This window comes from Coriobacteriia bacterium (assembly GCA_034370385.1).
In the GTDB taxonomy this organism is placed as follows: domain Bacteria; phylum Actinomycetota; class Coriobacteriia; order Anaerosomatales; family PHET01; genus JAXMKZ01.
Map to the genome: position 1 here is coordinate 148,345 of JAXMKZ010000051.1, position 23,037 is coordinate 171,381.

Here is a 23,037-nt window from a genome sequence, read left to right on the forward strand (position 1 = left end):
GGGGCACTCCCGGTGGATGCTGGGTAGCGCTTGGATCATCGCCGCGGTGCTGCTCGTCGCTAGGTGGCCCGCGGAAGGTTCAGGGTGAACGTCGAGCCCGTACCCGGGAGCGATTCGAGGGTGACGCTGCCGCCCGAGCGTTCGGCGACGTGTCGAACCAGCGCCAGACCCAGTCCGGTGCCGCCCGCGTCACGAGAGCGGCTCCGGTCGACCCGATAGAAGCGCTCGAATACACGCGGCTGGTGCTCTGCCGGGATTCCCGGCCCGGTGTCGCCCACCTTGATGAGCACGCTACCATCGAGTCCCATCACGGTGACCGAGACGGTACCGGTGTCCGTGTATGCGATCGCATTGTCGAGCAGGTTGTCGAGTGCGATGGCCAGATCCGTTGGGTCGGCATGCACGAACACGTCCTGACCGCGAACGGCATCCAGGCTCGACGCCAGTGCGAGCCCCTTTCGTGCCGATGCGGCTTTGTGCGAAACCACGGCGCGCTCGACGGCCATACGGACGTCCGCGATGGCATCGGGCTTTGGACTCGAGTCAAGCCGGGACAGGTCCAGTAGGTCGCTCACGAGCTTCTGGAGCCGATCGGTCTCCGCTTCGATGAGGCGCGTGAAGGCGAGGGCTCGGTCTGTCTCGCCGTCTTCGGCTGCCGTAGCGGCCGTTTCGGCCAGAAGGCGGATTCCCGCCACCGGGGTCTTGAGTTCGTGGCTCGCGTTGGCCACGAAGTCGCGGCGCACCAGTTCGACGCGCGCGCGCTCGGTTATGTCCGAGATCACCACGATGACCCCGGAGGCGACGTCCGGGGCGAATGGCAGGGGGGCGGCGTACACCCGAAAGTGGCGGCCGGTCGGGTCCGGGGGTAGGTCGAGCGCGGTCGCGTGATCGGATCCAAGGCGCTCGCGCGTCGCTTCAAGCACCGGTGCGGGAAGCCCTGTCTCATCGAGGCTTGAGCCCGCCCACCCGCGTGAGGGCGTTCGAAACATGCGGCTGGCCTCGCGGTTGGCCAGCAGCACGGTCTCGCCATTCATGAGCAGCACCGCGTCTCCCAGACCGTCTAGTGCGGTTCGCAGCGTGTGCCGTTCCTGCTCCAGCGCCTCGAGTCGGGACTGGACTTGCGAGCGGAGCGTGGCAAGCGCGTCAGCGAGCTCGCTCAAGTCCGCGGGCATCTCGGGAATCTCCACGCTGAGGTCGCCCGCGGCCATCTTCCCCGCCACCGCGGAGAGCTCCCGCACGGGACGCGCAGCGGCGCGCGACGCAGAGACGGCAACCGCGAACGTGATGGCCATGGCGATGCCCAGCAGTACCAACGCGATGCGGCGGGAGCGCGAAGCGATGTCTTCGATCTCAGACATGGGCTGGGACACCCGCACGACCACGCGGCGTCCGTCGATCGACCCCGGGACGGCCACGTGCAGTTCCTCTTGACCCTCGGTGGGGGAGACCCGGTGGTCCGTACCGATGCGGCCGGCGAGGGCCTCGCGAACCTCAGGGCGATCGGTGGGGCTCTCCATCGCAGACGCATCGGTGTTTGAGTCTGCAAGCACTGAGCCGTCGCTGGCGATGATCGTGAGGCGCAGGTCGGTACGCGCGACCAGCCCTTGTGCCATGCGTGCAGGGGAGTCGTTGGACTCCGAGGCGAGCAGCGCCGCACTCTGGGCTACCGCCGTTAGGTTGCGCTGTTGTTGGGTGAGGGCCGCTTCGGCGAGCGGTCCGTAGAGTGACCACACCCAGGCAGCCGTGAACACCGCCGCAACCAAGGCGTACCCGACCGCCAGGCGAAAGAGCAGCGAGCCCGTGAGTCGATGGGGGGTGCTCATCAGGGTGTCTCGGTTCCCTGCTTCGCCAGCGGCTCGAACCTGTAGCCGATTCCATGCACCGTGTGAACGTAGGTATAGGCGGACGGGTCTTCGACCGCCTGGCGCAGTCGCCGGACGTGCACGTCGATCGTGCGTGAGGTGGGAAGGTGCTCGTAGCCCCACACCTCCTCGGCGAGTATCTGGCGCGTGCACAGTTCGCCGGTGCGCTTGGCAAGACACAGGAGAAGCTGGAACTCCTTGAGGCGCAGGCGAGCGGGTTGCCCGGCGACCGAGGCGCGGAAGCTCTTGGGCTCGATCACGAGGTCGCCCACCTCGATGCGCCGGTCATCGGCGAGCGTCTCGCGTGTGCGCACGCGGCGTAGGTTGGCTCGCACGCGGGCGAGCAGTTCCTCCATGGAGAACGGCTTGGTGATGTAGTCGTCAGCTCCGGCGTCGAGTCCGCGCACCTTGTCGCGTTCGGTGTCGAGCGCCGTGACCATGATGATGGCGATTTCGCGGTCGGTGGCCCGGAGCTTCTCGGCGATCTCGTAACCGTCGGTTCCGGGCAGCATCAAGTCGAGCAGCACGAGTTCGGGCATCACCCGATTCGCGAGATCGAGTGCCGCGTCGCCGTCACCCGTCGAATGCACGGTGAATCCCGCGCGCCGCAGGGCATACTCGACTGTCTGCCTGATGATCGGATCGTCCTCGACCATGAGGATAGTGGCCATCACGGGCTCCCTTGGCTTTGGGGGACGGACGGCACATGATTGCACGCGTGAAACCTCGACACGGGCTGTTTCACATGGAGTTTACACCTACGTGCATTGAGTTTACCTGCGTGCAACCAAAGCACGGTGACATGTCCGTAGCATGGCTCGCGGCGGGTGCTCAAGCCCCGCTTACACGACACTGAAAGTGAGGTAGTGCCAGTGAAGGCGAAGAAGTGGCTTGTACTCGCACTCGCAGCGATGCTCGCATTTGCGCTTGTTGGCTGCGGAGGTACGACGACCGAGGAGCCGTCCGGCGAGGAGCCTGCGGGCGAGGAGTTGACGGGCTCGATCAACGTCGAGGGCTCGGACACCATGGTCAACCTGGGCCAGGCATGGGCCGAGGTCTTTCAGACCGAGAATCCTGGCGTCATGATCGCCATCAAGGGTGGCGGCTCGGGCACCGGGATCGCAGCACTCATCAACGGCACCATCGACTTTGCCAATGCATCGCGCCAGATCAAGGACGAAGAGAAGGCCGAGGCTGAGGGCAAGGGCATCACGTCGTTCGAGATCGAGGTGGCCAAGGATGGCATCGCCGTCGTAGTGAACCCCGGGAATGGCGTGACGGGCATGACGCTCGACCAGCTCGGCAAGATCTACCGCGGCGAGATCACGAACTGGAAGGATGTCGGCGGCACCGATGCGCCTATCGTTCTCCTGTCGCGTGACAGCTCCTCGGGTACCTACGAGTACTTCAAGGAGGAGGTCGTCGGTGAGGATAACGAGTATGCCAAGGAGGCGAAGCTCCTCTCGTCTACCCAGGCGATCATCGACGAGACCAAGAACAACCCGAACGCTATCGGCTACGTGGGTCTCGGCTACCTGACCCCGGATGTCAAGGTCATTGAGATCGATGGCGTCGCGGCATCGGTCGAGACCGCGCTCGACGGCAGCTACGTGCTTTCACGCGGACTGTATATGTACAGCAACGGCGAGCCGGCTGACGTCATGAAGGCCTACATCGACTGGATCCTCGGTCCTGGTGGCCAGCAGATCGTCACCGACCAGGGCTTCGTGCCAGTCGCGCAGTAGCTCGTATGATAGACGCCCCCACTTCACGGCGGCGCCGCGGCCGCTCGGCATTCAGCCGGGCGGCCGAAGGCGTCTTCACGCGCCTCATAGCGCTGTCAGGTTTGACAGCGATAGTCGTCCTTGCCGGAATCACCGTGTTTCTCGTGCTGAACTCGTGGCGTGCGATCACAGACATCGGCATGATCGAGATGATCACGGGGACCGACTGGTTCCCGACGAGCAAGGTCCCCTCGTACGGATTCCTTCCCGCCGAGACGGGGTCCATGTGGGTGACGGCGGTCGCGGTGCTCCTCTGCGTTCCCGTCGGTGTTGCCGCCGCGGTCTACATATCTGAGTTCGCCGGTCGAAGGATGAAGGAGTTCACCAAGTCCGTCATCGAGTTCATGGCCGCCGTGCCTTCGGTGGTACTCGGTCTGATCGGTCTGGCGTTGGTCGTTCCTCGGGTGCGCGTATGGTTCGAACTCGACACCGGCCTGACAGCGTTCACCGCCGGTATCGTGGTCGGCATCATGGCTCTGCCGACCATCATCTCCATCTCCGAGGATGCGCTCCACGCCGTGCCTGCCGATCTGCGCACCGGGTCCTTGGCGCTGGGCAACACGCGCTGGCAGACCGTGTACAAGGTGGTCCTGCCGGCGGCATCATCGGGCGTCTTCGCTGCGGTGATGCTCGGAGTCGGACGAGCCATCGGCGAGACCATGGTCGTGCTCATGCTGGCGGGCAACTCGGGCATCATCGCCGACACGCCGTTTGTCTCCGTGCGCACCATGCCTGGCACGATCGCCGGTGAGATGGCGGAGGTCGTGCAGGGTGGCGAGCACTACTCCGTGCTGTTCGCCATGGCCCTGGTCCTGTTCGCCGTGACCTTTGCCATCAACCTCGCCGCCGATATCGTCTTGGAGAGGCAGCGCCGGAGGTGGCGTCGATGAGTAGGGCATCAGCTCGAGTGCGTCGCGCGCGCGTCGTCGAGACAGTCGCCAAGATCATCACCGGCGCCGCGGCATTCGGTGTCATCGGCGTCGTGGCGTTCATCCTGCTCTACCTCGTGATCAAGGGCGGGGCTTCGATCGACTGGGAGTTCCTCACCCAGCCGCCCAAGATGTTCATGACACAAGGCGGCATCTGGCCGGCCATCTACGGCACCCTGCTGCTCACCTTCTGGACGGCGGTGTTCGCCGTGCCCATCGGCGTCATGGCCGGAATCTACCTCGCAGAGTACTCGCCGAAGGGCCGGTTCACGCGTATGATCCGGCTTGCGATCGCGAACATGGCGGGAGTGCCGTCGATCGTCTACGGCCTCTTCGGGCTCGCACTCTTCGTCCTGGCGCTCGGCTTCGGGCGCTCGGTCATCTCGGGCGCGCTGACGCTTGCCTGTCTGACCCTTCCGGTGATCATCACCGCGACGGAAGAGGCGTTGCTTCAAGTGCCGAAGGACCTGCGCCAGGCGTCCCTTGCTCTGGGTGCATCGAGGTTGCGAACGGTCGCACGGGTCGTCCTCCCTGCGGCCGCGCCAGGCATAGTCACCGGGTCGATTCTCGGGCTGTCGCGTGCCGCTGGCGAGACGGCCCCGATCCTGGTCACGGCCGTGGCCTTCTACGCCCCGCTACCGGAGTCGCTGTTGGACCAGACCATGGCGTTGCCGTACCACCTCTACATCATGGCCACGCAGGCCACCAAGTCCGCCCCCGACGTTGTCTGGGGCACCGCCCTCGTTCTTGTTGCGGGCGTAAGCATCATCAACGTCGTTGCGGCCGCGTGGCGGACCCGCCAAAGGAGAAGGATCAGATGGTAACGACCGCAACCGGCTCATTCGAACTCACCGACGTCTCGGTGACCTACGGGTCAGATACCGCGGTCCATCAGGTGAGCATGAGCATCGAGCCGACGTCGGTGACTGCCCTGATCGGTCCGTCCGGTTGCGGGAAGTCGACGCTGCTGAGGTGTCTGAATCGCATGAACGACGAGCTGGGCAACGTCACGGTAGGAGGCAAGATCCTCCTCGACGGGGTCAATATCCATGATCGTGCGGTTGACCCTGTCGAGTTGAGGGCGCGTGTCGGGCAGGTCTTCCAGAAGCCGAACCCGTTCCCGATGTCCATCTACGACAATGTCGCCTACGGACCGAGGACCCACGGTATCCGCGGGAAGGCCGAGCTCGGGGAGCTGGTGGAGGACTCGCTCAGGCGAGCGGCGCTGTGGGAAGAAGTGAAGAACCTGCTCAAGAAGCACGCGTTCGAGCTATCGGGCGGTCAGCAGCAAAGGCTGTGCATCGCCCGCGCTCTGGCCACGAGCCCCGAGGTCATGCTCATGGACGAGCCGGCTTCGGCTCTCGATCCCATCTCCACGCAGCAGATCGAGGACACGATCTCTGAACTCAAGCGAAGCGTCACCATCGTGATCGTGACCCACAACATGCAGCAGGCTGCCCGAATCTCCGACCGCACCGCGTTCATGCTCCGAGAGTCCATGGAGGAGCCTGCCCGGCTGATCGAGATCGGCGACACGAAGACGATGTTCACGAATCCGACCGACAAGCGTACCGAGGCCTACATCACCGGGCGGTTCGGCTAGCCGACAGCGACACGGTCTAGCACGGCGCGGGAATCGGTGTGAACTGCTGGCCGATGGCTGGCGGTGCGGTGAAGCCCCTACAAAATGCCAGGACGCGCCTGAGGGGGGGAGGCGCGTCCTGTGTAGTGCCGAGGGGCGTTTCCCGCCCGAGGGGGGAGGGGTAAGGCGGGTCGCCCAGCTCTCGGTCGAATTAAAGCAACGCCTGTGCCAGAACGGCGCCAGACGAGTATCATTTCAGTTAAGAACTGCATAATGGCGACAACTCTTTCTGAGATCCGGGGAGTGATGGACCACTACGTGATCCGCCGCGCCACCGTCGGCGACGCTGCCGACATCGCGCGCATCTACAACCACTACATCGAGACGTCCACAGCCACGTTTGACACGGAGCTCAAGAGCGTCGAGGAGCGCCAGGAGTGGATCGCGGAACGGTCCGCGGCGCACCCCGTCGTCGTGGTCCAAGACGCCGAGCATCAGACGGTTGCCTGGGGATCGCTGTCTCCGTTCGCGAGCCGCAGTGCATGGTCGCGGACCGTGGAAGTCGCCGTGTATGTGGCGCCTTCTCATCTCGGGCAAGGCATCGGGCCTCTCGTGCTCGACCACCTCGTTCACGAGGCGGTCGATGCAGGTCACCATGTCGCGGTCAGCAAGATCGTGTCGGAGAACGAGGCGAGTCTCCGCATGACAGAGCGTGCAGGCTTCGAGCGGGTCGGCGTGATGCGCGAGGTGGGCCGCAAGTTCGACCGGTGGCTCGATGTCGTGATAATGCAGCGAGTGCTACCGAGCGAGGAATCCTCGTGAGCGGCGCAGACGCTAGGTTGGTCGTCACGGGCCTGCGCGTCGCTTAGTCGACCGTGCGGTAGCGCCCTGCCCAGCCGTGGCCTTTGAGGGCGGAGTTGAGCTGATCGCACAACTTGTCTCGCCGATAGGTGCCCGGCGGCAGCAGTTCGATGATGCCGACGAGATCGCACGGCAGGTCGTAGGCCTCAGCACGAACGATCACGTCGAGACGGGTCGCCGTCGTGGCCTCACGAAACAGGGCGTCGATGAAGCGCTGGAGAATCTCGGCATCGTCCTCAGGCACGCGTCAGCCGAGCCATCCCTTGACCGCCGACTCCACTCCGTCGCGTCCGGGGTCGACCACGTCGGTGAAGCGGGCGATCATGTCGTCGAGCGAGGCGAGTCCGGACGGGATCGGTGCGCAGGAACCCGCGCGCCCGAGCACCTCGCGAAGCAACTCGACGCCGGAGAGGTCAGCGAGTTCGGCGGGAAGCGGATCGCGATAGGGACGGCCCAGAAGCGCCTTGAGCACGTCAGCGCCGAACTTGGCCCAGTGGGCGGTCGACACGACCAGCACCGGGTTCTCGCCGCGCATGCGTTCTGCCACCTCCCAGGCGACCGCCGTGTGGGGGTCGAGAAGGTAGCCCGTTTCTTCGTGAACGCGGCGGATGGTGGCGAGGGACTCGTCGTTGGTGACGAAGTCGCCCACAAGTATCTCGCGCACAGCGCGGAAGGTGTCGGGATCCACCTGGAAGCGCCGGTGCTTGGCGAGTTCGGTCATCCATCCGTTGACCTGGTGCGGACCGGCGAGGTGGTAGAGAAGCCGCTCGAGATTGCTTGAGACCAGGATGTCCATCGACGGCGACGGGGTGTTCACGAAGTCGCGACCGGAGATGTCGTACACGCCGGTGGCGATGAAGTCGGTGAGGATGTTGTTCTCGTTGGATGCGCAGATCAAGCGTCCGATCGGGACGCCGCACAGGCGGGCGTAGTAGGCGCCGAGGATGTTGCCGAAGTTGCCCGTGGGCACACACACGTCCATCGGCTCGCCGGACTTGACCCCACCGGATGAGACCATGTCGGCATAGGCGCTCACGTAGTACGCGATCTGGGGAAGCAAACGTCCCCAGTTGATGGAGTTCGCGCTCGAGAGCTTCAGGCGGTGCTCGCCGTGTAGCCATGCGTTGAAGTTCTCATCGGCGAAAGCGTCCTTCACGGCGCTTTGGCAGTCGTCGAAGTTGCCGCGCACGCCGAAGACGCCGACATTGCCGCCGGCTTGCGTGACCATCTGCTTGCGCTGGATGTCAGAGACCCCGCCGTCGGGATAGAACACCACGATGCTCGTGTGCTCCCGGTCGGCGAACCCTTCGAGTGCGGCTTTGCCGGTGTCACCCGAGGTTGCTACCAGTACGAGGAAGTCGTCGGTGAGTTCGCCACGAGCCTGTTGACGTTCGACGGCCGCGCTGAAGAACAGCGGCAGACACTGAAGTGCCATATCCTTGAAGGCGCTCGTCGGTCCATGCCACAGCTCCAGCACATGCACGCCCGCCACGACTTCCTCGACCGGCGCGATCCGATCGTCGTCCCACTGGCGACCGTACGCACGCCGCATGAGCGCATCCACGCGGTCGGCGTCAAAGTCCACGCCGAAACGCGTGAATACGGCGGCGGCTCGCCGCCAGTACGGCATCTCGGCCATCGCCAGAATCTCGTCGAGCGCGAAGTCAGGCAGCTCGGTCGGCACGAAGAGCCCGCCGCCCGGTGCGATGCCCGTCACTACAACATCACTGAAGAGCGGCTGATGCTCGCTCAGTCCGCGCGTATCGGTGTATGTGGTGGGTCTTCTCATGTTGAGGAATGATACCCGACTCACGAGCCGCTCGTCGGCATGAGTTCGCGCTTGAGAAGGTCCATCAGGAGGTTGTCGTGCCATTGGTCGTCGGAGCCCCGCTCGTACTCGCGCATGACCCCGACCGGTTTGAACCCGACCCTCTCGTAGGCGCGGATCGCGCGAGTGTTGGCCACGGCAGGGTCGATGGTCACACGATGGTGTCCCCGCACGGTGAAGAGGTACTCGACGAGTGTGGCCAGCGCATCAGGTCCGACACCCCGGCCGGTCGCACCAGACAGCAGGCCGATGTCGATGTTGGCCGCGTGGTAGTCGGGATCGAGCTCCTCTTCGAACGTGATCACACCCAATGCGGTGCCCTGCGAGTCAACGACGAAGGCAGACACCCCGTCACCACGGAACCAGGTGAGGATGACGGAGGGATCGGTTCCAAGCCACGGCGACGCATTAGCATCAGCGGCCAGAGCCTCTGCGAGCTGCGAAAGTTCGGTTTCGTCGGCAGGACGCAGTGTCACGAGCCGACCGGTGAGGGTGTGCAGATGGGATGAGGCCATGGGGGTCCTTACGCCGTGAACGGGTGGTACGCTCTTACAGGTACTCGTACCCAGGAGGGGGTCTGGCGTGAAGTATGTCATCGTGATTCTTGACGGCGCGGCGGGTTGGCCGATGTCAGCGCTCGGCGGCAAGTCAACGCTGGAGGCGGCGTGCACGCCGAATCTGGACGCGCTCGCGCGCACCGGGCTCGTGGGACTGGCTCGTACGGTGCCTGAGGGAACAGAGCCCTCCTCGTCGGCCGCCTGCACCTCGATCATCGGCTACGACCCCGTGGAGGACTACGTTGGGCGTGGGGCGATCGAAGCCGCCAGCATCGGCGTCGAACTGGCCCCTGACGAGGTCGCCCTGCGCCTCAACACGGTGACGATCACCGATGGGCTCATGACGAGCTACGCCGCCGGTCACATCTCGACGGAGGAGTCCAACGCCATCGTGCGCGACATCGCCACGAACCTCGACGACGCGGTGTTCACCCTGCACCCCGGTGTGGCCTACCGACACATCCTCGTCGTGAAGGGTCACCCCGAGCTTCTGGAGTGCGGATTCACTCCTCCGCACGATATCTCGGACAAACCCGTAGTGGGTCAGGTGCCGCGCGGAAGGGGCTCTGAGCTTCTGCTCGACTACATGGAGCGCGCGAAGCCCCTGCTCGCGCACAACGCGGTGAACCTGTGTCGCCTGGGTGCGGGACTCCTGCCGGTCACCGACGTGTGGCCCTTCTGGCCGGGAGCACGCCCGCGCGGTCTTGTTCCCTTCTCGCAGAAGCGCGGTGTTCGGGCGGCGATGACGAGCGGCGTGGACCTGCTTAACGGTCTGGCGGTGCTGACGGGAATCACGCGACTGTCCATCACGGGGGTCACCGGTGACTCCGACAACGACTACGCGGGCCAGACGATCGGAGCTCTTGAGGCGCTCGTGGATCACGACCTCGTTGTCATCCACGTCGAGTCACCTGATGAAGAGGGTCACGCAGGGGATGGCCCCGCGAAGCTCGCCGCGATTGAGGCCATCGATCGCGAGGTCGTGAGTCGTGTTCGCGCGTACCCCGGCGAGGTGCGGATCCTGGCGATGCCCGACCATCCGACGCCGGTGGAGCTCAAGACCCACGTGGGCGATCCGGTGCCCTTCGTGCTGTGGGGTCCGGGAATCGCGACGAACGGTGCGGTGGCTTACGGCGAGACGGATGCTTCGGCGACAGGCCTTGTCGTCGATCCCGGCGCCGGGGTGATGGACCTGCTGCTTAGCTGAGTGACCGAGAGACGGTTCAGATGCGCCCCGCGAGGACTCGTCCGAGCGAGCAGGCTTTGTCGTTCTCCCACTCGTCGAGCTGGTGGTTGGTCCACCGGCCGGACACAGCGAGCGAGCCGATCGTTTGAATGCCCCCCACCGCAAGTGAGGTGCGCAGTTCGCGGATGGGTCCTGACGTGTAGCCGAAGAATGTCGCAATGGGTTCCGGCGCTGAGGTAGCGGTGATGATCACGGCGCGGCGAGCGGCCCTGGCCTGAGGGGCGGAGGGGACTTCGCGCTCGGAGAAACCCGGAAGTCGAAGCTGGCCGCTTGAGGAGAAGTAGCCCGAGAGGCGATCGAGAACCGCTTGCAAGGGACGCTCGGCCCGTTTGAAGTAGGAGGGGACACCGAAGATGACCCCGTCACTCAGCGCGATCCTCTCGGCGAGATCCGGTAGGTCGTCGTCTATCTTGCAGGTGCCCGTGAGGCGGCACATCTTGCAGCCGGTGCAGTAGCGCACGTCGTACTCGGCGAGCCGTACTCGCTCCACCGTGGCCCCGGCCGCTTCGGCCGCCCGCGCTGCCACTTCGACCGATCGGCTCACCACGCCCCGCCCGGTACTCGCGTCAATCGCGATGATCCTCACGCCCAACCCCCTTCTTGTCAGGCCGGCTTCACTATACGCCGGCACTCACGTCCCGAATAGATGGCGCTGCCCGGTTCCCGCAGCGGTTGAGCCGGGCAGCGCCCCGTCGCGGATGGCGTCGATGCAGTCGTCCAGCCAGTCGATGGCTGCACGCTCCCGCGCAAGCGCTCCATCGAATGCGGTCTGTCTCAGGGTCGAAGTGCGATCGTCGATGGAGCGCTCGGATGCCAGGTCCGCCTTCGCAGTCCGCAGCCCGAGCAGTCGCGACTGATGCTGGTCGCGGCTGGCCACTAGGACGGCGATGAGGTCCTCGTCAGCGGTGGCCTCGCCGAAGTAGAGGCGTATGAGGAGAGGGTCGCGTACGACGGGAGTGTCTGCAGGGGAAGCGAGCCACGCCTGCAGGGACACCTGCCCTGCGGGCGTCAGCTCGTAGAGCCGCCGGTCAGGTTTGCCCGCGCGACGTCGGCGGGTGGCGGTGACCAGACCGACCGTCTTGAGACGCTCGAGTGTGCGGTACACCTGGGCCTGATCTGCGGCCCACAAGGGGTACAGGGGACCGTCGAAACACCGCGTCTTGAGGTCGTAGCCCGACCGCGGGTGTTCGTTGAGCAGTCCGAGTATCGCGTGCTCGAGCGACACAGCGCTCTTCCCCCCGAAATGTTATATAGGACATGACATATACTAGATGAATCATACTACGCTGCACAAGTATCAACCTGGTGTTGAGGAATAAAAGAAAAATGCTGGTAGTTGTCTTGAAAGAACCCTCAAGTAGGACTCGAGTCACGTAGCGCCGGGCGCACGCGAGCGGATCACGGTCACTCTGGTTGATTCGCGTCCCCAGACGCGAAAGAGCGGCGCCCCGTGAGGGTACGCCGCTCTCATTGACCGCGGTGAAGGCCCTACCGGGCCCCGCTTCTAGAGGATCGCGAGGTAGTTGTCTCGCTCCCACCGGGTGACCCGGGTGCGGTAGTCATGCCACTCGATTCGCTTGTTACGAATGAACCATTCGAAGACCTGCTCGCCGAGCGCTTCGCGCACCAGCTCGCTTTGCTCCATCTCGTTCACGGCTTCGTTCAGGCTTTCAGGAAGCTGCTTGATACCGAGAGTGGCGCGCTCGACGTCACTCATCTCGTAGATGTTGTCGGTGACGTCGGCGGGGAGTTCCAGGCCGCGCTTGATCCCGTCGAGTCCGGCGGCGAGCATCACCGAGAAAGCCAAGTACGGGTTGCATGCGGGGTCGGGCGAACGGAGCTCCACGCGGGTGGCGTTCTCTTTGCCGGGCTTGTACATAGGTACGCGCACCAGCGCCGATCGGTTCCTGTGCGCCCAGCAGATGTAGACCGGAGCCTCGTATCCAGACACCAAGCGCTTGTACGAGTTGACCCACTGGTTCGTCACGGCACAGATCGACCGCGCGTGATACAGCAGCCCGGCGACGTAGGCCTTTGCGGTGTCCGACAGGTGGAACTCGTCATTCGCGTCGTAGAACGCGTTGCGCCCATCACGGAAGAGCGACTGGTGGACGTGCATGCCGCTGCCGGCCTCGCCATACATGGGCTTGGGCATGAACGTGGCATACACGCCGTTCAGCTGCGCTATCTCCTTGACCACCAGCCGATACGTCATGACCTTGTCGGCCATTCTGAGCGCCCGGTCGTAGCGCAGGTCGATCTCGTGTTGGCTGGGTCCGACCTCGTGGTGGCTGTACTCGACCTGGATATCGAACTGGTTGAGCGCGCGGACCGTCTCTTTGCGCAGGTCCACGGCCAGATCGCGTGTGGTCATGTCGAAATAGCCGCCGTGGTCCAGCAGGCGGGTGCGCTTGTCGTCCTTGAAGTAGTAGTACTCGAGTTCCGGCCCGATGAAGAAGTCGAATCCCATCTCGGTGGCCCGCTCCAGGTTGCGGCGCATGACGTTGCGCGGGTCTCCCGGATACGGTGAGCCGTCGGGGCGGACGACGTCGCAGAACATGGTTGCGACGAGGGTGTCGCCCTGACGCCACGGAAGAATCTGCAGCGTCGAGGGGTCAGGCAGCGCCACCATGTCCGACTCCTGGATGCGCGCGAATCCCTGGATCGATGAGCCGTCGAAACCCATTCCCTCACTCATCGCCAGGTCGAGCTCGTCGATGGAGATGACGAATGTCTTCAGGAAGCCGAGCACGTCCGTGAACCACAGGTGGATGAACTCGACCCCTTGAGCGCGAATCGCTTCGGCCGCATGGGCTCGGCTCTCTTGAGTCATGGCTGCTCCTTGTCTGCGCTCACGCGCACAGTGAATATTTCGAAAACATTCCTGCTGTGTTTCTATCATGTTTCGTATCGCGCTACTATGCGGGGCAATGCGAATCCGGCAGGTTGGCACGTCGTAGCTGTCATCTATGGGGAGGGGAACGAGAGTGAATCTGCAAAGCCCGCGAGGAAACGATGTCACACAGACGGGGAACCGCTCCAAGGATGTGGTTCCGGGTTCGGGTCTGTGTAGCCGCTGTGTCGACGGCTGCCGCGGCAACTGCGAGGTCTTCAAGGCCTCGTTCCGTGGTCGCGAGGTCATCTATCCCGGTCCGTTCGGCGAGGTCACGGCCGGCGGCGACAAGGATTATCCCATCGACTACTCGCACCTGAACATCTGCGGGTACGCGCTGGGTGCCAAGGGGTTGCCCGACGGTGTCGAGGGCGATCCGGACAACACGCTGTTCCCGATGGTCAGCACCGAGACCGTCTTCGGCGACAAGAACAAGGTCAAGATGCGGGTGCCGATCTTCACGGGCGCTCTCGGGTCGACCGAGATCGCCCGCAAGAACTGGGAGCACTTCGCAATCGGTGCGGCGATCTCCGGCGTGTCGATCGTGTGCGGCGAGAATGTGTGCGGCATCGATCCGGCCCTTGAGCTCGACGCACGCGGCAAGGTGACGCGCTCGCCGGACATGGAACGTCGCGTGGAGCTGTTCCGCCGCTACCAGGAGGATGGTTACGGCGACATCCTCGTGCAGATGAACGTCGAGGACACGCGCCTCGGCGTCGCGGAGTACTGCGTGGAGAAGCTCGGCGTCACGACCATGGAGCTCAAGTGGGGCCAGGGCGCCAAGTGCATCGGCGGCGAGATCAAGGTCAACAGCCTCGAGCGCGCGTTGGAGTTGCAGAAGCGCGGCTACCTCGTCACCCCGGATCCGAGCGACCCGGCCATCCAGGCAGCCTTCGCCGACGGCGCCATCCGCCAGTTCGAGCGCCACAGCCGACTGGGCTTCGTTGACGAGGATGAGTTCTACGCCGAGGTCCAGCGTTTGCGTGACCTCGGCGCTCAGCGCGTCACGCTCAAGACCGGCGCGTACCCGATGCGCGAGCTCGCCATGGCGATGAAGTGGGCGAGCAACGCCCGCATCGACCTGCTTACCATCGACGGCGCACCGGGCGGCACCGGCATGAGCCCGTGGCGCATGATGGAGGAGTGGGGCGTTCCGACGTTCTACCTGCAGTGCATGGCCAACGAACTCGCCGAGAAGCTGGCAAGCCAGGGCGCGTACGTCCCGGACATCGCGATCGCCGGCGGCTTCTCGACTGAGGATCACGTCTTCAAGGTGCTCGCGCTCGGCGCACCACACACCAGGGCCGTCTGCATGGGTCGCGCACTCATGATTCCGGGCTTCGTGGGCAAGAACATCGAGGTCTGGATGAAGGAGCAGGACCTTCCGAAGTCGGTGTCAGCGTTCGGCGGCACCAAAGAGGAGATCTTCGTCACCTACGAGACGCTCAAGGCCAAGTACGGCGACGAGGTCGACAAGTTCCCCCTGGGCGCGATAGCGGTCTACACCTACTCCGACAAGATTCAAGTCGGTCTGCAGCAGCTCATGAGCGGTAGCCGCAATATGCGGCTGGACACGATCGCCCGTGCTGATCTCATGGCGCTCACGAAGGAGTCTGCTGAGATCTCCGGTATCCCGTTTGTCATGGATGCGTATCGCGATGAGGCGATGCGCATCATCGAGGGGTAGCGCGCCGGCATCACGCGTTGCCCGGTCGGCCGGCTACACGCAACACCAGAAGGGCGGCTCCCCGAGGGGGCCGCCCTTCATCGTCCGGTGGTGACGGGCGACGCGAAACCAAGCAGCTACTTCATCGTGGCGAAGACCGTCTTGGCGATGTCGGTGTTGTCCAAGTACTCCCCGCGCACCGGGTCGACGCCGGTCGCGGCCGCGCGCAGGTGCCGGGCAGCCGAGCCCTTGGCGAACAACGGAATCAGCGAGTTCGTGTGGTCACCGCTGTTGAACTGCATGCCCGGTGCCACTCCGATGCCGAAGTTGGCGAGCGGGTTCCACACGGGGCCGGCGATGGTGCTGCCCGAGCCGGGGCCCGTCAGGTAGCCGGTCTCATGGTCGCCGGTGACGATCACGAGCGTCTCGCCCCAGTTCGAGTTCTCATCGACCCATTCGATCACCGCATCGACCGAGTTATTGAAGTCGACCTGCTCTTCGATGATACGGCCCTTCTGGTTGGCGTGACCGGCCCAGTCAACGGCGCCGCCCTCGATCATCAGAAACAGGCCGTTGGGGTTCTCGTCGAGGACGTTGAGCGCCGCCTTGGTCATCGTCTCGAGGGTCGGGACGTTGCGGTTGAACTGTGCGACGAACGGGTCGGCATTGGTGTCGCCGCCGCGGCTCTGCTGGAGCGTTGACGCGCACTGGGCGATTCCGACGACGCGCGCGGGGGTCGCGCCGGTCGTCAGGGCCGCGAATTCGGCGGGCGTCTGGACAAGCTTGAAGGCGTCGGAGTCGCCGTCGCCGTCAGCGTCGCCGCCCACAGTGCCCGCTACGAGCCCGTCCCAGGTGGCCTGGCCGCCGACGAACCGGTAGCTGCTCGCCGAGGGCGTGCGCGTGGTATCGCTGTCCGTCCAGAACGGATTGCCGGCGCCCATGATGACGTCAACGGCAGACGTGTGGAGCATCTCGTTGGCGATCTGCTCGTAGTTGTTGCGGCTCGCGTTGTGCGCTACGAAGCCGGCGGGTGTCGCGTGACTGATCTGAACGCTCGACACGACGCCCGTGGCCTTGCCGAGCTCCTCAGCGGCCTCCAGCGCGTGAGCGGCCCGCAGCCCATCGATGTCGACACCGAGGCCCGCGTTGTATGTCTTGATGCCGGTCGACATGGCCGAAGCAGCCGCCGCCGAGTCGGTCGGGTTGTTCTTCACGTAGTCGAAGCTCGCCCACGCCGCGGACGGGTCATACGCCCCTCCGACGGAAGGGTGTGCGAAGGTGGACATGCCCACGCGAACGGGGAAGCGCTCGTAGGACTGCGCGACGCGGCGGCCGTAGCCGTAGAGATTGGCCGCTTCGAGCTGGGCGTAGCCCATACCGTCGCTGATGAGCACGATCACATTCTTGACCTTGCGATCGGGCTGCGCGTGCTGGTGACGCACCGCCGCCTTCGGCTTAGCCGCGTCGGGGCGGGCGAAGGCGGTCGAGGGAACGAGTGACGCGCACAGCGCGAGGGATGTGATAGTCGCAAGCGCTCGCTTGGAAAAGGGGTGATTCAGATGCATGGTCGGTCCTCCGGATCATAGTCATGGCCCCTGTCGGGGTCGCGTGCGACCCCCATTCTCAGATCCGGGCGGTGTCGGAATCGACGCTCGCCACACCCCCTCTCGCCCCTCTCCGCCCTGCTCGCAGTCTGAAGCCGCGCACGAGAGCGGTGGTTGCATGAGCGTTAGCGCTTTCGAAGACTTCCGTGGCAGCTCGGCGACCTGGTCGTTACATGCGCACGTGAGGGGCGCGTACGGGCCGCCTTCGACGTTCGATTCTCCCGACGGCTACCCGCCGAACTGCGCGTGATGCAGGCGCGTGAAGGCGCCCTCTGCGGCGAGCAGCTCGGCATAGGTCCCCTGTTCGACGATGCGCCCCGCATCAAGAACGATGATGCGGTCGGCGTCGCGTACCGTGGACAAGCGGTGGGCGATGATCAGCGCAGTGCGGCCCGCAAGGATGCCGTGCAGGCCCTGCTGGATGAGCATCTCGGTGCGCGTGTCGACCGAGGAAGTCGCCTCGTCGAGCACGAGAATGGCGGGGTCGCCGACCACGGCGCGTGCGAACGCGATCAGCTGCCGTTGGCCGGTCGACAGCGTCGAGCCCCGCTCGCCGATGGGGGTTTCGAGCCCGTCGGGCAGGCCGGCGATGAGCGCTGCCGCGCCAGAGGTCTCAACGGCGGCCATGACCTCAGCGTCCGTGGCGTCGAGCCGGCCGTAGCGGATGTTGTCCGCGACGGTCCCGGAGAACAGGAAGGGTTCCTGAAGCACGATACCGAAGGCAGAGCGCAGCGTGGTAAGCGCATACGCGCGCACGTCGATGTCGTCTATCGACACCGTGCCGGCGGTCGCGTCGTAGAAGCGCGGCACGAGGTTGACGAGCGTCGTCTTGCCGGCACCGGTTGCGCCTACGATCGCGACGGTCTCGCCGGCCTGAACGGTCAGGTTGATGTCGTGCAGGACCTCGGATCCCGTCCGATACGAGAACCGCACGCCGGAGAGTTCGATGCGCCCGGACACGGAGGCGGGGACGACGGGCTCGGAGGGATCGGTGACTTCGACCGGCGTGTCGATCAGCGCGAGGACGCGTTCACCGCCGGCGAGCGCCGACTGCGTCTCGGAGTACAGCGACGACAGCTGGGAGATCGAGTTGAGGAACTGCCGCGCGTAGTTCAAGAAGGCGACGACGACTCCGATGGTCACGAGCCCCTGCGCCGCGCTCCATCCGCCGAGTGCGGCGACGAGTGCCGTGGCCGCCGCACTGATGACGGAGAGCACCGGCGAGAAGGCCGACGACACGGTCGCTGCGGATATGTTCGCATCGCGGTTGGTCGCGTTCCTATCGGTGAACGCGGTGCGGTTTCGTCCCGTGCGGTTGAACGCCTGAGCGACCTTGATGCCGTCCAACTCTTCGGCCAGCGTCGATGACACGTCCCCGATTGACTCCTGCCGACGACGAAACGCCCGCCGCGCCACGACGCTGAAGAGCTTCGTGACGCCAAGCATGACGGGAACGACCAGCAAGGTGGCAAGTGCGAGCCGCACATCGACCCAGAGCATGAAGGCGAGGGTTGCCACGAGTGCGAACGTCGCCGAGACGAGCCGCCGCAATCCCTGGGACAAAAACGAGTTGACCTGCTCGATATCGTTGATGAGGCGGCTCATGAGGTCGCCCGATTCGACTGCCTCGAAGTACCCGATGTCGAGTGCGACGATCTTTGCGAACACCGCACGCCTGATCCCATAGAGCGCGCGCTGCCCGGCGGTGCCGAACGTGAGGATCTGCATACGCTGAGCGAACCATCCGACGAGAGTAGCGCCGACGAGGACCAGTGCGGGCACCGTGAGGACGCTCGAGTCGGCGCCCTGGGGGGCGCCTGCGACCGCGGCGTCGATAAGGCGCCCGATCAGCGCGGGGGTCGCCGCGAGAGCCACGGACGAAAGCGCGAGCCACATCAGACCGGCGAGTAGGTCTCGGCGATGCGGCATGAGGAAGGCTGACAACCGGCGCGCGACGGTTGCGGCAGCGGTGGGTCGGTCGTCCTTTGCCAGCTGACGCAGCGAGGCACCAGGTCCGGCCATCAGTCCTCACCCCCCGGGGTGCGGATGTCGCATGCACGATCAGTCGCGATCTCTTCGCCGCCTACCAGCTGGCTGCTGGCGATCTCGGCGTACAGGCAGGAGCGCTCGAGAAGCTCCGCGTGTGTCCCGGTGTCGACGACGCGCCCTTCATCGAGCAGCACGACAAGGTCCGCGCGCTTGGCTGTGGCAAGACGCTGGGCCACGATGAGCGTCGTTCTTCCTGCCATCAGTGCGTCGAGGCGTTCACGTATGGCGGCCTCGGTGGCCGAATCGACCGAAGAGGTGGAGTCGTCCATGACAAGGATGCGCGGGTCGACGAGCAGGGCGCGTGCGATCGCGATGCGCTGCCGCTGACCGCCGGACAGTTTCACGCCCTGCTCGCCGATGGGAGTGTTGTAGCCGTCGGGCAGCTCGCTGATGAACCGGTCGGCTTGCGCGGCCTCGGCTGCTGCATGTATCGCCTCCTCGGTTGCGTCCGGGCGCCCGTAGGCGATGTTGTCCCGTACCGAGCCCGAGAACAGCACGGTGTCTTGCATGACGAAACCGACCTGCCCGCGCAGGGATTCGAGGGTCACGTTGCGCACATCGATGCCGTCGACCAGCACCGCGCCACGCGTCGGGTCATAGAAGCGCGGCACGAGATTGACAAGCGAGGTCTTGCCTGAGCCCGTCGCGCCGACGACTGCGACAACCGTGTCCTGAGCGATTGAGAGATCGACTCCCACCAGAGTCTCGCGGTCGGTACCGGGGTAGCGCAGGTGGACGCCGCGGAACTCGATCGAACCTGCCGTACCGGTGAGGGCGAGGGCGTCGGCGGCTTCGACGACATCCTCGGGGGCATCCAGTACCTCGAAGAGGCGCTCGGCGCTCGCTCCGGCGCGGGCGATCTGCTGCGCGCCGAACCCGATGATGAAGAGTGGCTGGAGCATCAAGAACAGGTAGCTCGTGAACGCCACCAGCTCGCCGACGGTGATGCGGCCGGCAAGAATCTGTCCGGCGCCCACCCAGGTGACGATACCGACGCCGATCGTGCCCACGCTGAACAGGAGGGGGAATGCGTTGGCCACGACGTGTCGGACGCGTAGCCCCTCGTCGAGAAGTTCGGTGTTGGCCACGTTGTAGCGGCGCGTCTCGAACTCCTCGCGCGCAAAGGCGCGCACGACACGGGCGCCGGCGACGTTCTCCTGTAGCACCGTGTTGAGCGCGGCGAGCTTGGCCTGGAAGTCCCGGAACATCGGGCCGAGTTTGCGCACGAACAGAAGGAGAACGCCGATCGTCACGGGCAGGACGAGCATAGCGACCAGTGCCAAGCGCACATCCAGCGCGAACAGGAACACGACTGTGCCGATGAGCAGGATGAGTGCCGAGACGCTCTGAACGAGTCCGCCGCCGACGAAGTCGCGAACGAGATCGACGTCGCTTGTGACACGCGTGATGAGCTGGCCCGTCTGCGCGCGGTCGTGGTACGCGAAACTCAACCGCTGCAGCTTGTCGAAGATCGTGTTGCGCATGTCGAACGCCGCGCCGTGGCTCGCACGTGCGGAGAAGTATCCTTGGAGGAACGAGGCCAGAGCACCGACCGCAGCGATGGCGACGAGCCACAGGGCATCCGTGACGATGACGTCACGGCGTGCCTGCGCTATGCCGGTGTCGATGAGGTGTCGAAGGACCTGGGGGCCGGCGAGGTCCGCGGCGGTGGACCCCAAGACAGCGAGCACGCCAAGCGCAGCCCACCAGCCGTAGGCTCGAACGAAATGCAGGGCCCTGAAGAGCGCAGCGGACACGGTCCTCCCGGCTTCTGGAGTGGGGATGGCGACGCTTCGCGCACAGCGAAGCGGGCGGGCCGTTCGGATTGTACCCGAGCGTCGGTTCAGGTCCCGAAGAGACCGACCGGTCTGGCCGGGGGGGCCGAAACGGTCGGTCTGGAGGAGGAGGGTCGGGCGTGATCGCGGTGGGGGTGCGCTCGCCGATCAGTCACGCAGGAGCGCGACCATGTGCTCGAACTCGTCAAAGCTGATCTCGCCGCGAGCGTATCTGCGGGCGAGGATTCGCACGGCCTCGTCGACCGGGGTGGGTGATAGGTCTACGACGGGGCTCGGGGCCTGTCGCCCGGCTCCCTTGGCCATCATGGCCATTCCAAGAACAGCGATGGCGATGGCGGCCAGGATTCCGATCGTCGACATGGTTCGGCCTCCTCTATCTCGGTCACTTCGGAAGGGCTATCGATATTCCTCGACCCAGTGTGCGCCGGCACGGAGGAGACGCGGTGGGGCCGATGTGTGGAACACATGGAGTCATGAGGCCGCAAGCGCGGTATGCTACTCATGAACGACTGTGAAGTGAGGCTGGCCGGAGGACGCCATGACCCCCGAGGATGAAGTCGCGATCGATGAGCACGAAGACGAGGCCTCTCGTCGACGGAGAGGTTGGCTACCGGCACTGGTGCTGGCGGTCGTGCTCGCGATCATCGTCTGGTTGATCTGGAACTACTCGGAGTTCGGACGGGCGCCCGATCAAGTCGACGTGGGCGATGCGAAGAGCGCCTCGGTGCGTGTGCCCGACGTTGTCGGAATGGCGCGGCGCGAGGCCATCGATGAACTAGAGGCCGCGGGGCTTGTGGCCGAGACCGAGGTCTCCTACGACACCGTTGCAGAGCCGGGAACGATCGTCGCGCAGGAGCCCGGTGCCGCGACGAGAGTCGATCCGGGCTCGATCGTGTTCATCGACGTGGCGGTGGGCGTGCTCACGGGAGCCCAAGCCGATGAACTCGAGCGCGAAGAGAATGTGAGTCGCATCCCCGATGTGGTCGGGATGTCCCGTTCGCAGGCGACGTCGGCGCTGAGGCTGAACGGATACGGCATCGCCGTATCCGAGCTCTACACCGAGCAGCAGCCCGAGGGACTCGTCTTCGATCAGACCCCGGCGGCCGACAGCGCGGCGGACCCCGGAACCACGGTCGGAGTACTGCTCTCGCTCGGAAGGGCGCCCGGCGCGGACGCAATCGCGCCCGGTGTGTTGGGCTTGCGAACGGCGGATGCGGAGGCACGCATCCGGGCCGCAGGTCTCGAGCCGCGCGTGATGGTGCAGCCGAAGGCCTCGAGCATCGGTCGCGTCTATCAGCAGCGACCTGATGCAGACACCGCGGTCCAGAGCGGATCGCTCATGTTCATCCTCGTCGGCTCGCGCCCCTGACGTTCACGTTTTCACGTCTCGATCGTAGGGGCGATGTCGGCGGGGGTGACCAGCGGAGTCGCCGGGTCGCCCGTCGCCTCAGCTCGACGCGGCGGAAGCGTGGGGGCTGCGGTCGTCAGCGCCACCCCGGCAACGATCACCGTCATGCCGACAACGATGGATGCGTTCACCGGCTCTGCCGGCACGAGGCCCGCGCGCCCGGCGGCCCATCCTGCGAACACCGCGATCACCGGGTTCACGTAGGCGTAGGTCATCACCTTGCTGGCGGGTAGGTGTTTGAGCGCGTAGATGAACGCAGTGAAGGCGATACAGCTCCCGAACACCGTGAGATAGACGATCGCGCCAAGACCCTTGGGGGTCACAGTGAAATCGTTCCACTCTCCCAGAAGCGTCCCGATGACAAGCGTGATGGCGCCGGCGAGCAGCATCTGCCATGCGGTCACCACCATTCCGTCCGACTTGACCGGGTGCCGCTTGCTGTAGATGGAGCCAGCCGCCCACAACCAGGTGGCGAGGATCTGAAGCGCGATGCCAAGCGACACCACCGCCCCCGTGGCGATATCGGGTACGCGTGGCCAGATGAGGATGGCCAGACCCGCGAAGCCCACAACCAGCCCGACCCATCCGAGGGGCCCCGGTCGACTCATATCAGGGAAGACAGACTCCGCCAGCGCGATCCACAGTGGGAGTAGTGCGACGATCAGCGCGGAGAGTCCGGATGGCATGTACTGCTCGGCCAGGAACGTCACGTACTGGCCACCGATGAGGAGCAGCACGCCCACGACGGCGATCGTGCGCGCCTCGATGCGCGGCGGTGAGAGCCTGACTCCGCGCCACTTCGCCACAACGAAAAGAATCGCAGCAGCCGGAAGCAGGCGCAGACTCAAGAACAGCGCGGGTGGAAGCCCGGCGTCGAGCCCGACCTTGATGCCGAGGTACGTGGTACCCCACACGATGTAGAGCGTCAGCATCGCCAGAATCGATGTGGTTCGTTGGCTCACGGGGCTCCGG

At 65.1% G+C, this 23,037-nt stretch carries 21 protein-coding genes; 8 read left to right on the forward strand and 13 right to left on the reverse strand.

All coding sequences use genetic code 11. The features are described from left to right. Nucleotides 1–59: 59 nt before the first annotated feature. Entirely contained in the window at nucleotides 60–1,823 is a 1,764-nt protein-coding gene (locus U1E26_10750; GenBank protein ID MDZ4170110.1) for an ATP-binding protein, read from the reverse strand. After that, the gene (locus U1E26_10755) at nucleotides 1,823–2,533 is read right to left on the reverse strand and encodes a response regulator transcription factor (protein MDZ4170111.1); all 711 of its coding nucleotides are present in this window, start codon (nucleotides 2,531–2,533) and stop codon (nucleotides 1,823–1,825) included. Before U1E26_10755 ends, U1E26_10750 begins: the two co-directional genes overlap by 1 nt. 201 nt (nucleotides 2,534–2,734) lie before the next feature. Between U1E26_10755 and U1E26_10760 the strand changes: the two genes are divergently transcribed. The 5 genes from U1E26_10760 to U1E26_10780 all read left to right on the forward strand — a co-directional run bounded on the left by U1E26_10760 (nucleotide 2,735) and on the right by U1E26_10780 (nucleotide 6,979). Continuing rightward, on the forward strand, nucleotides 2,735–3,607 hold the full coding sequence (locus U1E26_10760; protein MDZ4170112.1) for a phosphate ABC transporter substrate-binding protein: 873 nt from the start codon (nucleotides 2,735–2,737) through the stop codon (nucleotides 3,605–3,607). A gap of 5 nt (nucleotides 3,608–3,612) precedes the next feature. After that, entirely contained in the window at nucleotides 3,613–4,536 is a 924-nt protein-coding gene (gene pstC / locus U1E26_10765) for a phosphate ABC transporter permease subunit PstC (GenBank protein ID MDZ4170113.1), read from the forward strand. Further along, nucleotides 4,533–5,399: a phosphate ABC transporter permease PstA gene (gene pstA, locus U1E26_10770; GenBank protein ID MDZ4170114.1), complete on the forward strand. Its 867-nt coding sequence runs from the start codon at nucleotides 4,533–4,535 to the stop codon at nucleotides 5,397–5,399. The genes pstC and pstA overlap by 4 nt, the downstream gene beginning before the upstream one ends. Further along, nucleotides 5,393–6,178, forward strand: a complete 786-nt coding sequence (gene pstB, locus U1E26_10775) for a phosphate ABC transporter ATP-binding protein PstB (protein ID MDZ4170115.1) — start codon at nucleotides 5,393–5,395, stop codon at nucleotides 6,176–6,178. Before pstA ends, pstB begins: the two co-directional genes overlap by 7 nt. Before the next feature lie 252 nt (nucleotides 6,179–6,430). Then, nucleotides 6,431–6,979: an N-acetyltransferase family protein gene (locus tag U1E26_10780; protein MDZ4170116.1), complete on the forward strand. Its 549-nt coding sequence runs from the start codon at nucleotides 6,431–6,433 to the stop codon at nucleotides 6,977–6,979. 43 nt (nucleotides 6,980–7,022) lie between these two features. Here the strand turns inward: U1E26_10780 and U1E26_10785 are convergent, their stop codons facing one another. Genes U1E26_10785 through U1E26_10795 form a run of 3 tightly spaced genes read right to left on the reverse strand, consistent with a single transcriptional unit; the run spans nucleotide 7,023 to nucleotide 9,361 of the window. Beyond that, nucleotides 7,023–7,262: a hypothetical protein gene (locus U1E26_10785; protein MDZ4170117.1), complete on the reverse strand. Its 240-nt coding sequence runs from the start codon at nucleotides 7,260–7,262 to the stop codon at nucleotides 7,023–7,025. A 3-nt stretch (nucleotides 7,263–7,265) separates the two neighbouring features. Continuing rightward, complete coding sequence (gene thrC, locus U1E26_10790; protein MDZ4170118.1) at nucleotides 7,266–8,831, reverse strand: threonine synthase; 1,566 nt, start codon at nucleotides 8,829–8,831, stop codon at nucleotides 7,266–7,268. After that, nucleotides 8,828–9,361 carry a GNAT family protein gene (locus U1E26_10795; protein ID MDZ4170119.1) on the reverse strand — a complete coding sequence of 178 codons (534 nt, stop codon included), beginning with the start codon at nucleotides 9,359–9,361 and terminating at the stop codon, nucleotides 8,828–8,830. The genes thrC and U1E26_10795 overlap by 4 nt, the downstream gene beginning before the upstream one ends. Before the next feature lie 67 nt (nucleotides 9,362–9,428). Here U1E26_10795 and U1E26_10800 point away from each other — a divergent pair, with 67 nt between their 5' ends. Continuing rightward, nucleotides 9,429–10,610, forward strand: a complete 1,182-nt coding sequence (locus tag U1E26_10800; GenBank protein ID MDZ4170120.1) for a cofactor-independent phosphoglycerate mutase — start codon at nucleotides 9,429–9,431, stop codon at nucleotides 10,608–10,610. A 16-nt stretch (nucleotides 10,611–10,626) separates the two neighbouring features. Here U1E26_10800 and U1E26_10805 read toward each other — a convergent pair whose 3' ends face one another. The 3 genes from U1E26_10805 to U1E26_10815 all read right to left on the reverse strand — a co-directional run bounded on the left by U1E26_10805 (nucleotide 10,627) and on the right by U1E26_10815 (nucleotide 13,482). Next, nucleotides 10,627–11,235: a flavodoxin family protein gene (locus U1E26_10805; protein MDZ4170121.1), complete on the reverse strand. Its 609-nt coding sequence runs from the start codon at nucleotides 11,233–11,235 to the stop codon at nucleotides 10,627–10,629. Nucleotides 11,236–11,280: 45 nt separating this feature from the next. Then, nucleotides 11,281–11,874: a PadR family transcriptional regulator gene (locus U1E26_10810; protein MDZ4170122.1), complete on the reverse strand. Its 594-nt coding sequence runs from the start codon at nucleotides 11,872–11,874 to the stop codon at nucleotides 11,281–11,283. A 279-nt stretch (nucleotides 11,875–12,153) separates the two neighbouring features. Further along, nucleotides 12,154–13,482, reverse strand: coding sequence for a glutamine synthetase family protein (locus U1E26_10815; GenBank protein MDZ4170123.1), 1,329 nt, complete (start codon nucleotides 13,480–13,482; stop codon nucleotides 12,154–12,156). A gap of 154 nt (nucleotides 13,483–13,636) precedes the next feature. Between U1E26_10815 and U1E26_10820 the strand changes: the two genes are divergently transcribed. Further along, the gene (locus tag U1E26_10820; GenBank protein ID MDZ4170124.1) at nucleotides 13,637–15,229 is read left to right on the forward strand and encodes a glutamate synthase-related protein; all 1,593 of its coding nucleotides are present in this window, start codon (nucleotides 13,637–13,639) and stop codon (nucleotides 15,227–15,229) included. A gap of 116 nt (nucleotides 15,230–15,345) precedes the next feature. Here U1E26_10820 and U1E26_10825 read toward each other — a convergent pair whose 3' ends face one another. The 4 genes from U1E26_10825 to U1E26_10840 all read right to left on the reverse strand — a co-directional run bounded on the left by U1E26_10825 (nucleotide 15,346) and on the right by U1E26_10840 (nucleotide 21,017). Beyond that, the gene (locus tag U1E26_10825; protein MDZ4170125.1) at nucleotides 15,346–16,773 is read right to left on the reverse strand and encodes an alkaline phosphatase; all 1,428 of its coding nucleotides are present in this window, start codon (nucleotides 16,771–16,773) and stop codon (nucleotides 15,346–15,348) included. A 267-nt stretch (nucleotides 16,774–17,040) separates the two neighbouring features. Next, a complete protein-coding gene (locus tag U1E26_10830; protein MDZ4170126.1) occupies nucleotides 17,041–18,834 on the reverse strand; it encodes an ABC transporter ATP-binding protein in 1,794 nt (597 codons plus the stop codon). After that, nucleotides 18,834–20,618 (reverse strand): ABC transporter ATP-binding protein, encoded by a 1,785-nt coding sequence (locus U1E26_10835; GenBank protein MDZ4170127.1) that lies wholly within the window; start codon nucleotides 20,616–20,618, stop codon nucleotides 18,834–18,836. Before U1E26_10835 ends, U1E26_10830 begins: the two co-directional genes overlap by 1 nt. A 186-nt stretch (nucleotides 20,619–20,804) precedes the next feature. Continuing rightward, nucleotides 20,805–21,017 carry an SHOCT domain-containing protein gene (locus U1E26_10840; protein ID MDZ4170128.1) on the reverse strand — a complete coding sequence of 71 codons (213 nt, stop codon included), beginning with the start codon at nucleotides 21,015–21,017 and terminating at the stop codon, nucleotides 20,805–20,807. Nucleotides 21,018–21,195: 178 nt separating this feature from the next. Here U1E26_10840 and U1E26_10845 point away from each other — a divergent pair, with 178 nt between their 5' ends. Continuing rightward, nucleotides 21,196–22,026, forward strand: coding sequence for a PASTA domain-containing protein (locus tag U1E26_10845; GenBank protein ID MDZ4170129.1), 831 nt, complete (start codon nucleotides 21,196–21,198; stop codon nucleotides 22,024–22,026). Nucleotides 22,027–22,037: 11 nt separating this feature from the next. On the opposite strand, the gene U1E26_10850 is transcribed toward U1E26_10845, so the two are convergent. Beyond that, nucleotides 22,038–23,027: an EamA family transporter gene (locus U1E26_10850; GenBank protein ID MDZ4170130.1), complete on the reverse strand. Its 990-nt coding sequence runs from the start codon at nucleotides 23,025–23,027 to the stop codon at nucleotides 22,038–22,040. Nucleotides 23,028–23,037: the final 10 nt, after the last annotated feature.

Excerpts from the sequence above, each read along its gene's own strand:
- U1E26_10780 (MDZ4170116.1), top strand. The coding sequence starts at position 6,431 with ATGGCGACAACTCTTTCTGAGATCCGGGGAGTGATGGACCACTACGTG.
- U1E26_10755 (MDZ4170111.1), bottom strand. The coding sequence starts at position 2,533 with ATGGCCACTATCCTCATGGTCGAGGACGATCCGATCATCAGGCAGACA.
- pstC (MDZ4170113.1), top strand. The coding sequence starts at position 3,613 with ATGATAGACGCCCCCACTTCACGGCGGCGCCGCGGCCGCTCGGCATTC.
- pstA (MDZ4170114.1), top strand. The coding sequence starts at position 4,533 with ATGAGTAGGGCATCAGCTCGAGTGCGTCGCGCGCGCGTCGTCGAGACA.
- pstB (MDZ4170115.1), top strand. The coding sequence starts at position 5,393 with ATGGTAACGACCGCAACCGGCTCATTCGAACTCACCGACGTCTCGGTG.
- U1E26_10795 (MDZ4170119.1), bottom strand. The coding sequence starts at position 9,361 with ATGGCCTCATCCCATCTGCACACCCTCACCGGTCGGCTCGTGACACTG.
- U1E26_10845 (MDZ4170129.1), top strand. The coding sequence starts at position 21,196 with ATGACCCCCGAGGATGAAGTCGCGATCGATGAGCACGAAGACGAGGCC.
- U1E26_10750 (MDZ4170110.1), bottom strand. The coding sequence starts at position 1,823 with ATGAGCACCCCCCATCGACTCACGGGCTCGCTGCTCTTTCGCCTGGCG.
- U1E26_10840 (MDZ4170128.1), bottom strand. The coding sequence starts at position 21,017 with ATGTCGACGATCGGAATCCTGGCCGCCATCGCCATCGCTGTTCTTGGA.
- U1E26_10830 (MDZ4170126.1), bottom strand. The coding sequence starts at position 18,834 with ATGGCCGGACCTGGTGCCTCGCTGCGTCAGCTGGCAAAGGACGACCGA.
- U1E26_10815 (MDZ4170123.1), bottom strand. The coding sequence starts at position 13,482 with ATGACTCAAGAGAGCCGAGCCCATGCGGCCGAAGCGATTCGCGCTCAA.
- U1E26_10825 (MDZ4170125.1), bottom strand. The coding sequence starts at position 16,773 with ATGCATCTGAATCACCCCTTTTCCAAGCGAGCGCTTGCGACTATCACA.